Here is a 16,400-nt window from a genome sequence, read left to right as displayed (position 1 = left end):
CTGTGATTATTTTTTTAGATGACTTTCGTTCCATTAATACTAAAAATTAGCGCCAAGCCTTATCTTAAAAGGGCTGGCAGCCATCGAGCTCTAACTTAGCGCCCAAAAAAAACGCTGACAAGCCTTTTCGAACCTATCAGCGTAAACTTTTACTTATTTTTGCTACACATCACTATTTTTTAGCGTCAAACTCTACCCCAGTCGGGTCTCGCTCAAGTGCAACTTTCAAAACTTCATCAATCCATTGAACTGGAATGACTTTCAAATCAGCGATAACGTTGTCTGGAATTTCTTCTAGGTCACGCTCATTGTCCTTCGGAATAAGTACCGTCGTGATACCACCACGATGTGCAGCCAACAACTTCTCTTTTAGACCGCCGATTGGTAACACTTCACCACGTAGTGTGATTTCACCTGTCATGGCGACCTCTGCTTTGACAGGATTACCCGTTAAGCTAGAGACTAACGCCGTGCACATCGCAATACCGGCACTTGGGCCATCTTTTGGTGTTGCCCCTTCAGGCACATGGACATGGATGTCTTTCTTCTCATAGAAGTCAGAATTGATGCCCAGCTTTTCTGCACGAGAACGTACAACCGTCATGGCCGCTTGAATCGACTCCTGCATCACGTCACCCAGTGAGCCAGTTTGGGTCAGTTTACCTTTACCCGGCATCGCCTCAGTCTCAATCGTCAGCAAATCGCCACCGACTTCCGTCCACGCAAGACCTGTCACTTGACCTACTCGGTTGCTGTCATCCGCTTTACCATAGTCAAAACGTTGAACACCTAGATACTCTTTCAAGTTTTCGATGTTAACCGTCACTGACTTAAGCTCTGGCTTCAGCAGAATGTTCTTCACTGCTTTACGACAGATTTTCGAAATCTCACGCTCAAGGCTACGTACACCTGCTTCACGTGTGTAGAAGCGGATGATGCCCGTGATGGCAGAATCTTCAATAACGATTTCATGTGGTTTTAGACCATTACGCTCTACCTGCTTCGCCACAAGGTGACGTTTAGCAATATTGAGCTTTTCATCTTCTGTGTAACCAGAAAGACGGATCACTTCCATACGATCCAATAGAGGTCCAGGAATGTTCATTGAGTTAGACGTTGCAACAAACATCACATCAGACAGATCGTAATCCACTTCTAAGTAGTGATCGTTGAACGAGTTGTTCTGTTCTGGGTCCAGCACTTCAAGTAATGCAGACGCAGGATCACCACGCATGTCAGATGACATTTTGTCGATTTCATCTAACAAAAATAGTGGGTTCTTCACGCCAACTTTGGCCATTTTTTGGATCAACTTACCAGGTAATGAACCGATGTAAGTGCGGCGATGACCACGGATCTCGGCTTCATCACGTACGCCACCAAGCGCCATACGCACATATTGACGACCTGTTGCTGCGGCAATTGAACGACCTAATGAGGTTTTACCAACACCCGGAGGTCCAACAAGGCACAGGATCGGGCCTTTTAGCTTGTTGATACGATTTTGCACCGCCAAGTATTCAAGAATGCGGTCTTTGACACGTTCCAAACCATAGTGATCTTCGTTAAGGATCTCTTCCGCTTTTGCGAGGTCCTTTTTCACTTTTGAACGCTTGTGCCAAGGTACATTGACCATCCAATCAATGTAGCTGCGCACGACTGTCGCTTCCGCTGACATCGGTGACATCATCTTCAGCTTTTGCAGTTCTTGTTCGGTTTTTTCTCGCGCTTCTTTCGGCATTTTAGCCGAATCAATCTTTTGTTTGAGCGCTTCAAACTCGTCTACGCCATCTTCAGATTCGCCAAGCTCTTTCTGAATCGCTTTCATTTGCTCATTCAGATAGTACTCGCGCTGAGATTTTTCCATCTGCTTTTTAACGCGATTACGGATACGCTTTTCAACCTGCAGAATGTCAATTTCTGATTCCATTTGTCCCATTAGGAACTCTAGACGCTCGGTAATATCTACAGTTTCAAGGACTTGCTGCTTATCCGCTAACTTCAGTGGCATATGGGCAGCAATGGTATCTGCAAGGCGTGCCGCTTCATCAATACCACCAAGGGAAGTCAGCACTTCTGGTGGGATCTTCTTATTGAGTTTGATGAAGCCTTCGAATTGGCTAATGGCGCTACGAACAATCACTTCTTGCTCGCGTTCATCCAGCTCAGGAGTGACGATAAACTCCGCTTCCGCTAAAAAGAAGTCACTCTCTTTAAATTGGGTAATTTTGGCGCGCTGTTGACCTTCAACCAGTACTTTCACCGTACCATCTGGCAGTTTAAGCAATTGCAGAATCGTGGCTACCGTGCCTACTTCAAACAAGTCGTTGACTGTGGGTTCATCTGTATCTGCTTGTTTTTGCGCGACAAGCAACACTTGCTTGTTAGCCTCCATTGCCGATTCTAAGCAACTGATCGACTTTTCACGGCCAACAAACAACGGAATAACCATATGTGGGTAAACCACCACATCTCGTAGAGGTAGTACGGGGATCTCGATACGCTCGGAACGTTCCAAGTTCATATAATTCTCTCTTCCACTTACTATTATGAGCAGTATATGGGGGCTAATTATTTGGATTCAATAAAAGAAAATAAAAAAGGAGGTAATTCCTTACCTCCTTTCATTGCCATCATAAAATTTACTCAGCGCAAGCTGCTTGACTGTCGCTGTTGGTGTAAATCAAAAGCGGCTCTGATTCACCATTAATCACCGATTCATCAATGACAACTTTGCTCACGTCGTCCATCGATGGCAGTTCATACATGGTTTCTAGTAGTACGCCTTCCAAAATCGAACGCAAGCCACGAGCACCTGTTTTACGCTCCATCGCTTTTTTCGCGATCGCTTTTAGCGCATCTTCTCTGAACTCAAGATCCGCACCTTCCAGTTCAAACAGTGCTGCATATTGCTTCGTTAGCGCGTTTTTCGGTTGGCAAAGAATCTGAATTAATGCTTCTTCGTCCAACTCGGTCAACGAAGCGGTCACTGGTAGACGACCGATAAACTCAGGAATCAAACCATATTTCACAAGATCTTCTGGTTCTACCTGAGTGAACAGCTCGCCCACTGTTTTGCTTTCGTCTTTAGAGCGGACTTCCGCGCCAAAACCAATGCCGGTACCTGTTGCTACACGTTGTTCGATCACTTTATCTAGGCCGGCAAACGCACCACCACAGATAAAGAGGATCTTTGACGTATCCACTTGCAAAAACTCTTGCTGAGGATGCTTACGACCACCTTGAGGTGGCACTGAAGCAATCGTACCTTCAACCAGTTTAAGCAGCGCTTGCTGAACGCCTTCACCAGAAACGTCACGAGTAATAGAGGGGTTTTCTGCTTTACGAGAAATCTTGTCGATTTCATCGATATACACAATACCACGCTCTGCTTTCGCTACGTCGTAATCACATTTTTGCAGCAGTTTTTGAATGATGTTTTCAACATCTTCGCCCACATAACCCGCTTCTGTCAGCGTGGTTGCGTCTGCCATGGTGAAGGGTACGTCAAGAAAACGTGCCAAGGTTTCAGCCAATAACGTTTTACCGCTACCAGTTGGACCAATCAGCAAGATATTACTCTTACCAAGTTCAACACCATCGCTGGTTGTATCACCATTACGTAAACGCTTGTAGTGGTTATATACCGCAACCGCGAGCACTTTCTTCGCATGGTCTTGACCGATTACATAGTCATCAAGATGTGCACGAATCTCACGAGGCGTTGGCAACGCTTCAGATTCACGTTTTGGTAGCACATCTTTGATCTCTTCACGGATGATGTCGTTGCATAAGTCGACACATTCATCACAGATGTAAACGGATGGACCAGCGATTAGCTTGCGAACTTCGTGCTGGCTTTTGCCGCAGAAAGAGCAGTAAAGCAACTTACCGCTACCACTCTCTTTGCTTTTGTCTGTCATTCGCTAACCTCTTAGCCTTTACTCTTTATGTTTGAGTGTATAACAATTTGAATCAGTTTGCGCAGGCTAATTAAGCATTGCGATGAGTCAAAACTGCGTCCACCAAACCGTATTCTACAGCCTGATCTGCCGACATAAAGTTATCGCGATCAGTATCACGCTCAATCACTTCCAATGGTTGGCCAGTGTGCTCCGCCAACAACTTGTTCAGTTTTGTCTTGATAGTAAGAATTTCCTGAGCATGAATTTGAATGTCGGAAGCTTGGCCTTGGAAGCCACCTAATGGCTGGTGAATCATCACACGTGAGTTCGGCAAAACATAACGCTTGCCTGGCGCACCTCCTGCCAATAGGAACGCACCCATTGAACATGCTTGACCCATACACACCGTACTCACGTTTGGTTTGATGAACTGCATGGTGTCATAGATTGACATACCTGCTGTCACGCTGCCACCTGGTGAGTTGATATATAAGAAAATATCTTTGTCTGGATTCTCAGATTCTAGGAAAAGTAGCTGAGCCACGACAAGGTTTGCCATGTGGTCTTCAACTTGACCCGTTAGGAAAATCACTCGCTCTTTAAGCAAACGCGAATAAATATCGTAAGAACGTTCACCACGGGAAGTTTGTTCAACCACCATTGGTACTAGTGCGTCGATAATTGGCGACATTGCATTTTTTTCTTGGTAGCTCATATTCTTATGTCCCTAAAATAAATGGCCCGGATGATAAATATCATACGGACCATTGTTAGCAGAATAGTTAACGTTTAGTCAACCTTCTACGCAAGATATTGCTTATTAAGCTGGTTGGTTCATTAGCTCGTTGAAGCTAACTTCTTTTTCAGAAACCTGAGCTTTAGCAATGATCGCGTCGATAGCTTGTTCTTCTAGAGCAACGTTACGCATGTTGTTCATTAGCTGTTCGTTTTGCTCGTAGTAAGTCACAACTTCTGTTGGATCTTCGTAAGCAGTCGCCATTTCAGTGATGATAGCTTTCACTTTCTCTTCATCAACTTTTAGCTCGTGAGCTTTGATCACTTCACCTAGAAGTAGACCAACAACTACGCGGCGTTTCGCTTGCTCTTCAAACAGTTCACGAGGAAGCTGCATTGCTGCTTCAACGTTACCACCGAAGCGTTGTGCTGCTTGCTGACGTAGAACATTGATTTCTTGGTCGATAAGCGCAGCAGGCACGTCGATTTCGTTCTCTTTTACAAGACCGTCGATCGCTTGCTCTTTGATACGGTTTTTAACCGCTTGCTTAAGCTCACGCTCCATGTTCTTGCGAACTTCCGCTTTAAGTGCGTCGATACCGCCTTCTGCTACGCCAAATTTAGCAACGAATTCGTCGTTAAGTTCAGGTAGTTGACGTGCTTCCACTTTGTTCACTTTGATAGCGAATTTCGCAGCTTTACCTTTTAGGTTTTCAGCGTGGTAATCTTCTGGGAATGTTACGTCGATTTCGAATTCCATGCCCTTAGTTTTGCCTTCGATACCGTCTTCGAAGCCAGGGATCATACGGCCTGCGCCCATTTCTAGTGGGAAGTTCTCAGCTTTACCGCCTTCAAACTCTTCACCGTCGATAGAACCTACGAAATCGATGCTTACGCGCTTACCAGCTTCAGCTGCTTCTTCAACTTCAGCCCAAGTCGCTTGTTGCTTACGTAGAGTTTCGATCATCTCTTCAACGTCAGCGTCTTTCACTTCAACTGCTGGTTTTTCAACAGTGATGTTTTCTAGACCTTTTAGTTCAACTTCTGGGTAAACTTCGAAAGTTGCGTTGAATACTAGATCCGTGCCTTCTTTGTTTTCCACAGGAGCAAACGTTGGCGCGCCCGCTGGGTTGATCTTCTCTTTGATGATCGCTTCGATGAAGTGGCGTTGCATCACTTCACCTAGGATGTCTTGACGTACTGCTTTGCCGTACATTTTCGCAACCATCTTCATTGGCACTTTGCCTTTACGGAAACCATCGAAACGACGGTTTTTAGCGATGTTGCGTAGTTCAGCTGTAACTGCATCTTCGATGTTAGCAGCAGGAACAGTAATATTCAGACGGCGCTCTAGGCCCTCTAGCGTTTCAACAGTAACTTGCATTATATATAAACCTCAAAAATGGCTCAGTTTCACTGAGCATATGAGCCTAACGAGTGCCAGAGCAAACGAATACGGCTGCATCCTTGTCTGTGTTCTTAACGAACACCTATTTTAAAATCGAGTTTTGGTTTCAAAGTGAAACCAGACTAATCAGTGATATCTTCGGCTAACACCAAAGGTATCTCCTATTAGTCTCAGGACAAAATTTCAGACGCGACATTCTAACGATCTGATCTAACCCTGTCGAGCCGATCACCACTATGTGCGCAATGTCTGTCCTAAAATCTCGAATTCATGTCGCAATTTGGCGGTTAGCAACTAAGATTGGGACAATAACGAGTTTTTCAAGAGAATCGACAGCTTTTTTTATTGAAAAGCGTAAAAAGAGATCTTGCTCTTGTTTTGCCCCACAGAGTTGAGATCTTTTTCGCCACTCTTTCCTACAAACCGATAACATCATTGAGCCCGTGATGTTTGAATCACCACCGCTTCAATGTTTGTGTTGTTTGGGTTTGCACTTGCTAGCTAGGAGAAATGGGATGTCTCAACGCACTCGTATTGTGTTGCTGTTTATTGTCTTCTATTTCATTTGTATGGCCGTGAGCGGTCATTTTATTTGGAACAAGAGCTATCAATCGTTGACCCAACAACACCGGTCGCAGCTAGAACGATTTGCCAGCCACATTCAAAATAAACTCGACAAGTTTGCCCATATCCCTCAGCTCATCGCCAAAGATGCACCGCTGATAGAAGCGCTGTTGCACCCTCAAAACAGTGCGCAAATTGATATTACCAATCGTTACCTCGAAGAGGTTAATCAGATCATTCAAGCGGCAGACACTTACCTTATTGACGAATACGGAAATACCATTGCCGCAAGCAACTGGAATATTGATCGCTCATTTGTGGGTAGGAACTTTGCTTTTCGACCTTATTTTAAACAGGCGATCATCGGTAAACGCAGCCAGTACTTCGCCCTTGGATCCACATCAGGGCAACGCGGATATTACTACTCTTTCCCCGTCACTTACGCTGGGGCCATTATTGGCGTGGTTGTGGTCAAGATGGACCTAATATCGATTGAGGATAACTGGCAGGAAAAACGCAGCATTTTTGTCGCTAACGATGAAAATCAGATCGTATTTATGTCGAGTGAACCCTCTTGGCTGTTTAAAAGCCTAACCCCAAAAACTGAGCAGCAGCTTCAACAAATTCGTAATTCCCAACAATATTTAGACCGAACCATTGATTCGCTCAATTTTGTCGGTGACTTACACTCACCACAAAGCGAGATCAAACAAGGCAGCCCTTATAGTGCCGGAACCATGATTGTTTCTTCGCTCCCACTTCGCAATTTGGACCTCACCATTCGGGTACTTTCTGCAAAACACAACTTGGTTTTTACCACCTTCAGCTTACTTTTGGTCGAAACCTTGGTATTTGCGGTTATTTTCCTACTCGGCCAACTCTATTACCATCGTCAGCAAAAGCACAAACAGATTGAGCAGCTGCAGCAAGAAGCAAAACAAAAGCTTGAGTTTCAAGTCATGGAGCGTACCGCCGAACTGCAAGCGGAGATCGCTCAACGAACCAAGACCGAACAAGCATTGCGGCTTACCCAAGATGAGTTAATCCAAGCAGCAAAACTGGCCGTGCTTGGACAGATGTCGGCGAGTATCAGCCACGAGCTCAACAATCCATTGGCGGCTATTCGCAGTTTTGCCGATAACGGAAGACTCTTTTTAGAAAAAGAGAAGTACCTTCGGGTCGATGAGAATCTCAGTCGCATTTCCGCTTTGACCGAAAGAATGGCAAAGATTAGCCAACAACTGCGCTCTTTCGCACGAAAATCCAACGGTGATGAACTGGTCGAAGCAAAACTGATTCCGATTTTAATATCAGCCAACGAACTGATGAAACCCGCTCTAAAATCGGCTCGGGTTCAGCTGAATACGCACTATCCCGAACAAGAAATATTGGTTGTTATTAACGTGATTCAGCTTGAACAGGTTCTCATCAATCTCATCACGAATGCGATTGAAGCGATGGAAGGGTGCGAAGAAAAACGTCTGAACCTAGTGGTGGAGATAGACTCTTCTCAAAACGTCAACATCCACATTGATGATAATGGGCCGGGGATTGAGCCTGCGCAATTTCAACAACTGTGTGAGCCTTTCCATACCACCAAGAAAAATGGCTTAGGGCTCGGTCTTTCCATCTCACAACAAATCCTTACTGGTATGAAAGGGAAGCTGATGGTCAACCACAGTCCATTAGGTGGCGCTCGATTCACCGTCTCACTGCCTACCACAACAAGCGAGGTCTGATATGTGCTTGGTTTATTTTATTGACGACGAATCCGATTTAAGGCTCGCCATTGAGCAGAGTTTTGAACTTGCTGACATTGACACTCGTTTTTTCGCCGATGCAGAAAGCGCGTTACTGGCGATGAAAGAGCAGCAGGCACCCGGCGTAGTGATCACCGACATCTGCTTGCCTGGGATCTCAGGAATGGATTTACTCAATACCTTGATTCACAGAGATAAAGAGCTGCCCGTCATTATGATCACCGGTCATGGCGACATCTCGATGGCGGTGAAAGCCCTGCACAGTGGCGCCTACGATTTTATTGAAAAGCCCTTTTCCCCGGAACACTTGGTCGAAACCGTTAAACGAGCGATTGAAAAACGTCAATTAACCAATGAAAACCAGCTTCTGCGACAATCGCTTAAAGCGAGCAAAACCCTTGGGCCGAGAATCATTGGTGAAACGCCCTCCATCCAAGAATTAAGAGCAACCATCAGTCACATCGCTGACACCCAAGCCGATATTCTGCTGTTTGGCGAAACTGGCACTGGCAAAGAGTTGATTGCCCGTTCTATTCATGAACAAAGTGCTCGTCGTGAGAAAAATTTTGTCGCCCTCAATTGCGGGGCTATCCCTGAGAACCTGATTGAAAGTGAACTATATGGCCACGAAAAAGGCGCGTTCACTGGCGCAGACAGTCAACGCATTGGGAAATTCGAATTTGCTCAGGGGGGAACGCTGTTTCTCGATGAAATTGAATCGATGCCAATGCAAGCACAAATCCGCTTGTTGCGAGTGTTGCAAGAGCGCGTGATTGAACGCGTCGGGTCCAATCAGTTGCTGCCTTTGGATGTGCGCATTATTGCCGCCACTAAGGTTGACCTCAAACAAGCGGCAGCCAGCGGTGAGTTTCGTCAGGATCTCTACTATCGTCTCAATGTGGTGACCCTCAACTTGCCGCCTCTTCGGGAACGAAAAGAAGACATCGCCGCCCTCTTTCACCACTTTTTACTGGTGGCGGCGGCTCGTTACGCAAAAACCGTCCCTGCGCTCTCTGCCAGCGATTTACAGCAGCTGTTAGCTCACAATTGGCCAGGCAATGTGCGAGAACTGCGCAATGCGGCTGAGCGATACATCTTGCTTGGCAAGTTGGCGCAGCTCGGCGAGACACCCGCAAGCACAACAGTGCATTATGCGCTCTCTGACCAAGTGGCCGAGTTTGAAAAAAGCGTCATCGAGCAGACGCTGATGGAATGTGGTGGCAGCATCAAAGAGACGATGGATAAGCTGCAAGTGGCGAGAAAAACCCTGTATGACAAAATGCAGCGCTATGGTTTAGATAAAGAAAACTACAAGTCATGATGCTTCGCACCGAGGCCGAAAGACCAAGCCACCCACGCCTACTAGTGGGTGGCTCAGAGGAAAAACGTTACTTGGTAATGATCTCCGGCCCCATCAGTGTGGTTGGTAGCCAAGTCGATACCCAAGGAACGTACGTGACAATAATGAGGAAGAGGAACATCACCGCCACCCAAGGCAATGCGGCTTTGACCACATTCATCATCGACATTTTTGCCACCCCTGCGGTGACGAATAAATTGAGCCCGACAGGCGGTGTGATCATGCCGATTTCCATGTTCACCACCATGATGATGCCCAAGTGAATCGGGTCGATGCCTAACGCAATGGCAATGGGGAAGACTAACGGAGCCACGATGATCAGTAGACCTGACGGTTCCATAAACTGACCGCCAATCAGCAGCAATACGTTAACCACAATCAAGAAGGTGATGGGACCAAGCCCCGCTGACAACATCGATTCTGTGATCATTTGCGGAATGCGCTCTTCCGTCAGCACGTGTTTAAGAATCAATGCGTTGGCAATGATAAACAACAACATGATGGTCAGCTTACCTGCTTCGAAAAGCGTATGTTGGGTGTCTTTATGGAAGAAGGCTTCAAACACTTTCACGAGCGCAGGACGTTGGTTTTGCTTATCGGCAAAAGGCCCCATGTCTTTATAAACGAAGTTAGCGATCAAGAATGAGTAGACGGCAGCCACCGCAGCCGCTTCGGTTGGGGTAAAAATGCCCCCATAGATACCACCAAGGATGATCACCACCAACAGCAATCCCCAACTTGCTTCCTTTGCCGCGTTGATGGCTTCTGACCAACCCACAAAAGGCTGCTTAGGCAGATTTTTTATTCGTGCTGCAATATAAATCGCCACAATCAGCATAAGACCGGCAAGTAGCCCTGGGATCACGCCACCAAGGAACATACGACCGACCGAGACATCGGTTGCCGCAGAGTAAACGACCATCACAATCGACGGTGGGATCAAAATACCCAGTGTCCCGGCATTACAAATCACCCCAGCCGCGAATTCTTTCGAGTAACCGTTTTTGATCATCCCAGCGATAACGATGCTACCAATCGCCACCACGGTAGCCGGAGAAGAGCCGGACAGCGCGGCAAACATCATACATGCCACCACCGAGGCCATGGCTAGGCCACCGCGAAACCAACCCACCATGGCAATCGCAAAGCGAATGATGCGTTTGGCTACCCCACCCGTCGACATAAAACTGGATGCCAAGATAAAAAACGGAATCGCCAACAAGGTGTAATGGCCTTCAAAGGCATTAAATAAAGTCTGCGCCACCGACGCCAAAGACGCATCGGAGTGCCACATCAAAAACAGAATGCTCGATAAGCCGAGAGAAACCGCGATAGGCACGCCAATCAGCATAAAGCCAATGACTAACAAAAATAAAAATAGAATATCCATCGCTTACTGCTCCTTACCATCACGACGTGAACCACCCATCAAATCGTCGGCATCACCCATCTCCGCTTTCAATGCTTCAAGATCTTCTTCTGCCTCATGACCCGCGATCATGCGATCTTGTTGATCGGTCAGAATTCGCCATGCGACCTGCAAAAAACGAAACGTCAGCAACGCCATCCCAACGGGAAGTGCCATGTAAGGAATAAAACGGGGGATCTTCTCGTACGCTTCGCCTTCATTGAACCAATCCGACATAAACTGAAAAATCTCAGGCATCGGGATATCGTCGGTTTCATACCAAGCACGCTCAGTCGCAAAGGGGTACCAGTAATTCCAAGAGCCAATCAAAAGTAAAATAGAAAAGGTTAAGCAACAACTGACGGCCACCAAGGCCAGTACTTTGCGTAACGGTGGTGGGGCTTTATCAATCACCACATCCACACCGATGTGGAAGTGTTTCTTCACACCATAAGACGCGCCGACCAACACCATCCACGCGAACATAAATACGGTCAGTTCAAGGGCCCATAGAATGTTGTCGTTAAAGAGATAGCGCATCACAACATTGACGAAAGTCAGCAGTGTCATGGCACCAAGGAAAAATGCAATTAGCCCTTCTTCTACCCGATCGGTGAAGTGACCAATTTTTGCCAAAAGTGATTGTTCCATAATCGATTCGCTCATTATTGTGCTAAAAACTGGGCTCTGACTCGACCGTCAGAGCCCGTTCTTATTTATTGTTTGTTTGACGCCAATGCCGCATCAATCAGATCTGAACCGATGTCTTTCTCAAATTTCTTCCAAACAGGTTTCAACGCCGTTACCCACGCTTCACGTTGCTCTGGCGTCAAGGTGCGCACCACACCACCCGCTTCAATCACGTACTGCTTGTTGGCTAACTCAACCTTGTTGGACTCAGCGTTACGTTGCTCTGTCACTTCTTTTAGGATGGTCGCGAACTGGTCACGCACATCCGCAGGCAGGCCATCCCACCACTTGCTTGAGGTCACGACTAGGTAATCCAAAATGCCGTGGTTGGTTTCAGTAATACCATCCTGTACTTCAAAGAATTTCTTACCGTAGATGTTAGACCAAGTGTTTTCCTGACCATCAATAACCTTAGTTTGCAGCCCGCCGTACACTTCGGCAAAGGACATTTTTTGCGGGTTCGCACCCAGTTGTTCAAACTGAGCGACTAGCACGTCAGAGGCTTGCACGCGGAATTTCAATCCTTTGGCGTCCGCTGGCGAAATCAGTGGCTTGCTGGCTGAAATTTGCTTCATGCCGTTGTGCCAGAACTCTAACCCACGCACACCACGACGATTCATGGCATTTTTCAACTTCACGCCCGCGTCTGAGTTTTGGAAACGGTCAACCGCGTCGACGTCTTCAAACAGGAATGGCAGGTCAAAGATGCGATATTTCTTGGTGAATTTTTCAAACTTGGAAAGAGAAGGGGCTGCCAGTTGAACATCGCCGTTTAGCATAGCTTCTAACACTTTGTCGTCATCGTACAGTGTTGAGTTTGGGTAAACCTGCATACACGCTTTGCCGTTCATCTCTTCGTTCACGCGTTTTTCCAGTAGTGATGCCGCGATCCCTTTCGGGTGCTTATCGGTATTGGTGACGTGGCTGAACTTGATGACGATCTCGCCTGGGTCACAGTTGGCCGCCGCATTGAAACTGGTGACAGCAAGTACGGAAGCAGCAAGTAGGGTTAGAGGCTTTAACATTATTCTTCTCCTTGTTAATCGAACCGCCCCATCTTTGGGTGCGATACTTCTGTTAGAGCAATAACCAGACCAATAAAAAAACTAAATAATATTCAAATAGATAAGCAAACAAACCATGAGCAACACCCCGTTACAGCGTTTAAAATGGGTGGAAAATGACACATCTATTAAGAACAAAAGGGTGGAAAGTGACACATTCGTATCAAACGCTTTGGGTGTGTCCCTTATCTTTAGAGCTCGAATGGCAAGCAAGATAAACGGATTGTAGAAAAATGGATTGTCGAAAAACGGATGACTGGAAAGCTGATGGTAGGGAAACCGATAGTAGGAAAACCGATAGTAAGAACACCAATTACAAGAAAGCGTCTCTGACAGAAGGAAAGGCGGTTCAAGACCGATGAATGCAGAAAAGAAGTCATAAGGAAGGCGTGCCCTCACATCAAACCGCAAGCTTGGTTTGATCATTCTCCCCCGATCATGCCGCAGCGACACCGTGATAATGTGCATCGCCACGATAGAGGACACGCAAATAATGGGCTAACGCGCCCTACACGCTTCGCCCTTGTGGGTTTCACCCTACCTCATCAGTGAAACTCTATTCGTTGTTGTGATTCGGCATCAAAATAGACCGCTTTGGACAAGTCGAAGTAGAGCGATGCACTTTCCCCCGCCTTCGCTTGCAGTTCAGGAGAGAGGCGACACGCCACTTCCTGTTGATTCACTTTAATCATCGCAATCGTGTCTGGCCCTGTCGGTTCCAACACTTCCAGTTTCAAATCCAAACACGTCGACGCGCTCTGATCATCGCTTGGCTTGTCGGAAATGTGCTCTGGACGCAAACCAATCACCACGCGTTTGCCATCTTGCTCACGCATGGAGGCAGGCAGTTTGATGTGATGCTCCTGACCACACTCACCACTCACCTTAATCACTGGATGATCTTCACTGTTGAGATCGACCATAGTGGAAATAAAGTTCATCGACGGCGACCCCATGAAGCCCGCCACAAACATGTTCGCTGGTTGATTGTAGATCTCCTGTGGTGTGCCGAGCTGCTGCAAGATGCCATCTTTCATCACCGCAATACGGTCTGCCAGCGTCATCGCCTCGATCTGATCGTGGGTTACGTAAACGATGGTGGTATTGAGCTTTTGGTGCAGCCGTTTGATTTGATGGCGCATTTCCACACGCAATTTGGCATCCAGGTTTGAAAGCGGCTCATCAAACAGATAGAGCTTAGGACGACGTGCTAATGCACGCCCCATCGCCACACGCTGGCGCTGACCACCAGATAGCTGAGACGGTTTGCGATCCAAAAGGTGGTCAATTTGCAGCATTTCGGCCACACGTTGCACTTCCGCATCAATCTCGCTTTGCGGCATTTTTCGGATCTTCAAACCAAATTCGATGTTGCCGCGCACCGTCATATTGGGATACAGCGCGTAAGACTGAAACACCATCGCGATGTCGCGATCTTTCGGTTCCACTTGCGCTACATCGACACCATCAATCACAATTTCACCGGAAGAAATGTTTTCTAACCCCGCAATGGTGTTCATCAAGGTGGATTTACCACACCCTGACGGACCCACCAGGATGAGAAACTCACCAGAGTCGATGCTGATATCAATGCCTTTTAAGGTTTCTTGGTCCGCTTTTGGGTAGGTTTTGCGGATCTGTCTGAGTTCTAGAGTTGCCATGTTACTTATCCTTTTACTGATCCCGCAGTTAACCCGCGTACAAAATATTTACCCGCCAACACATACACCAACAGCGTCGGTAGCGCCGCGATGATCGCCGCCGCCATGTCCACGTTGTACTCTTTCACCCCAGTACTGGTGTTGACCAAGTTATTCAGCGCCACCGTGATCGGTTGGGTTTCCGAGCCGGAATACACCACGCCAAACAGGAAGTCATTCCAAATAGCAGTAAACTGCCAAATCACCGTCACCATAATGATGGGGGTTGAAATAGGCAGAAGGATTTTGAAGAAGATGGTAAAAAATCCTGCGCCATCGAGCTTGGCAGCTTTGATCAACTCATCAGGCACACTGATGTAAAAGTTACGGAAAAACAGTGTGGTAAACGCCATGCCGTAGATAACATGCACCAGTACCAACCCGGTGGTGGTATTAGCCAAACCCAGCTTGCCAAGCACCGCGGCCATCGGCAGCAAGATCACTTGGAAAGGAATGAAGCAGCCAAACAGCAACAAGCTGAAAAACAGGTTAGAGCCACGAAATTGCCATTTGGTGACGACATAGCCATTGAACGCCCCAAGCAAAGTCGAAATGGCCACGGCAGGGATCACCATTTGAAACGAGTTCCAAAAGTAACCCTTTACCCCTTCACATTTCACCCCAGTACAGGCGCCATTCCACGCTTTGTACCAAGCGTCAAACACCCACTCTTGTGGCAAGCTCATTAAGTTACCGGCCTTAATGTCTGGCAAGGTTTTAAACGAGGTGATCACCATGACAAACAGCGGCATCAAATAGACCAGGCAGAAAAAGACCAATGCGCCGTAAATAAACCATCGGGCCATGTTCACTGAAGAGTTCATGCGCGCTTCTCCCTAAGCTCGGAATAAAGATACGGCACCAAGATGGCCAGAATGCCCCCTAACATCATCATCGCACTGGCGGCACCTAAGCCGATTTGCCCGCGAGTAAACGAGTGTGCGTACATAAAGAGCGCAGGTAAATCCGATGAATAGCCCGGTCCACCAGCGGTCATCGCAGTGACCAAGTCGAAACTCTTAATCGCGATGTGCGAGGTGATGATCACCGCGCTAAAAAACACCGGACGCAAACACGGCAGAATGATTTTCCAATAGATGGTCGGTAGGCTCGCGCCATCAATTTGCGCTGCTTTGATGATCGAGGAATCAATACCACGCAAACCCGCGAGAAACATCGCCATAACAAAACCAGACGATTGCCAAACCGCAGCAATCACTAAGGTGTAAACCGACATCTCCGAGTTCACCAACCAGTCAAATTTAAAGGTGGTCCATCCCCAGTCGTTCAACAGTTTTTCTATCCCCAATCCTGGGTTCAAAATCCATTTCCACGCGGTACCGGTGACAATGAACGACAGCGCCATGGGATAGAGGTAAATGGTGCGAATCGCCCCTTCCTGACGGATGTTTTGATCCAACAAAATGGCCAGACCGACACCCAAAACGATGGCAATCGCAATGAAAAGAACGCCAAAAATACCTAGGTTAGTAATCGACGTTACCCAGCGGTCGTTTTCCATCAATTTGGCATATTGGTCAAAACCAACAAACTTAAAACTGGGTAGAAAACGGGAGTTAGTCATGGAAAGCGCCGCTGTCCAAAAAATAAATCCGTAGATACACACCACCGTCACTAGCATGGTCGGCGCTAACACCAGTTTCGGTAACCAGTGTTGCAAGCGATCAGCTAGCGAAGGTTTTGGTGCGATTTTGCTCGTTGGCCCACTCAAAATATGCTCCATAACGATTCCTTGTAGCGAAAAACACTTCCTTCCGAGCAAACGCTCAGAGTGAGAAGATCAGC

The 16,400-nt window shown here is 47.0% G+C and carries 12 protein-coding genes; 2 read left to right on the top strand and 10 right to left on the bottom strand.

From position 1 onward, the window contains the following. Positions 1-172: 172 nt before the first annotated feature. From lon to tig, 4 genes are all read right to left on the bottom strand, one after another. Positions 173-2,524: an endopeptidase La gene (gene lon, locus FC652_RS03485; RefSeq protein ID WP_176297491.1), complete on the bottom strand. Its 2,352-nt coding sequence runs from the start codon at positions 2,522-2,524 to the stop codon at positions 173-175. 118 nt (positions 2,525-2,642) lie between these two features. Continuing rightward, entirely contained in the window at positions 2,643-3,923 is a 1,281-nt protein-coding gene (clpX, locus tag FC652_RS03480; protein WP_176297490.1) for an ATP-dependent protease ATP-binding subunit ClpX, read from the bottom strand. Positions 3,924-3,993: 70 nt separating this feature from the next. Continuing rightward, the gene (clpP, locus tag FC652_RS03475) at positions 3,994-4,620 is read right to left on the bottom strand and encodes an ATP-dependent Clp endopeptidase proteolytic subunit ClpP (protein WP_038939456.1); all 627 of its coding nucleotides are present in this window, start codon (positions 4,618-4,620) and stop codon (positions 3,994-3,996) included. Between the two features lie 105 nt (positions 4,621-4,725). Then, complete coding sequence (gene tig / locus FC652_RS03470) at positions 4,726-6,024, bottom strand: trigger factor (RefSeq protein ID WP_176297489.1); 1,299 nt, start codon at positions 6,022-6,024, stop codon at positions 4,726-4,728. 539 nt (positions 6,025-6,563) lie between these two features. Here tig and FC652_RS03465 point away from each other — a divergent pair. Together FC652_RS03465 and FC652_RS03460 are read left to right on the top strand one after the other, a co-directional pair. Continuing rightward, entirely contained in the window at positions 6,564-8,351 is a 1,788-nt protein-coding gene (locus FC652_RS03465; RefSeq protein ID WP_176297488.1) for an ATP-binding protein, read from the top strand. Between the two features lies 1 nt (position 8,352). Further along, a complete protein-coding gene (locus FC652_RS03460; RefSeq protein WP_176297487.1) occupies positions 8,353-9,693 on the top strand; it encodes a sigma-54 dependent transcriptional regulator in 1,341 nt (446 codons plus the stop codon). Between the two features lie 67 nt (positions 9,694-9,760). Here FC652_RS03460 and FC652_RS03455 read toward each other — a convergent pair whose 3' ends face one another. The 6 genes from FC652_RS03455 to FC652_RS03430 all read right to left on the bottom strand — a co-directional run bounded on the left by FC652_RS03455 (position 9,761) and on the right by FC652_RS03430 (position 16,338). Beyond that, entirely contained in the window at positions 9,761-11,122 is a 1,362-nt protein-coding gene (locus tag FC652_RS03455; protein ID WP_011078154.1) for a TRAP transporter large permease, read from the bottom strand. A 3-nt stretch (positions 11,123-11,125) separates the two neighbouring features. After that, positions 11,126-11,791: a TRAP transporter small permease gene (locus FC652_RS03450; protein WP_176297486.1), complete on the bottom strand. Its 666-nt coding sequence runs from the start codon at positions 11,789-11,791 to the stop codon at positions 11,126-11,128. A gap of 65 nt (positions 11,792-11,856) precedes the next feature. Next, positions 11,857-12,855: a TRAP transporter substrate-binding protein gene (locus FC652_RS03445; RefSeq protein WP_011078156.1), complete on the bottom strand. Its 999-nt coding sequence runs from the start codon at positions 12,853-12,855 to the stop codon at positions 11,857-11,859. A 584-nt stretch (positions 12,856-13,439) separates the two neighbouring features. Continuing rightward, positions 13,440-14,555 carry an ABC transporter ATP-binding protein gene (locus FC652_RS03440; protein WP_176297485.1) on the bottom strand — a complete coding sequence of 372 codons (1,116 nt, stop codon included), beginning with the start codon at positions 14,553-14,555 and terminating at the stop codon, positions 13,440-13,442. Positions 14,556-14,560: 5 nt separating this feature from the next. Continuing rightward, on the bottom strand, positions 14,561-15,418 hold the full coding sequence (locus FC652_RS03435) for a carbohydrate ABC transporter permease (protein ID WP_011078158.1): 858 nt from the start codon (positions 15,416-15,418) through the stop codon (positions 14,561-14,563). After that, a complete protein-coding gene (locus FC652_RS03430) occupies positions 15,415-16,338 on the bottom strand; it encodes a carbohydrate ABC transporter permease (protein WP_011078159.1) in 924 nt (307 codons plus the stop codon). The genes FC652_RS03435 and FC652_RS03430 overlap by 4 nt, the downstream gene beginning before the upstream one ends. Between the last annotated feature and the right edge of the window lie 62 nt (positions 16,339-16,400).

It is taken from the genome of Vibrio sp. 05-20-BW147 (assembly GCF_013369385.1).
GTDB classification, from domain to species: domain Bacteria; phylum Pseudomonadota; class Gammaproteobacteria; order Enterobacterales; family Vibrionaceae; genus Vibrio; species Vibrio floridensis.
This window is presented reverse-complemented; position numbering and strand designations above follow the sequence as displayed.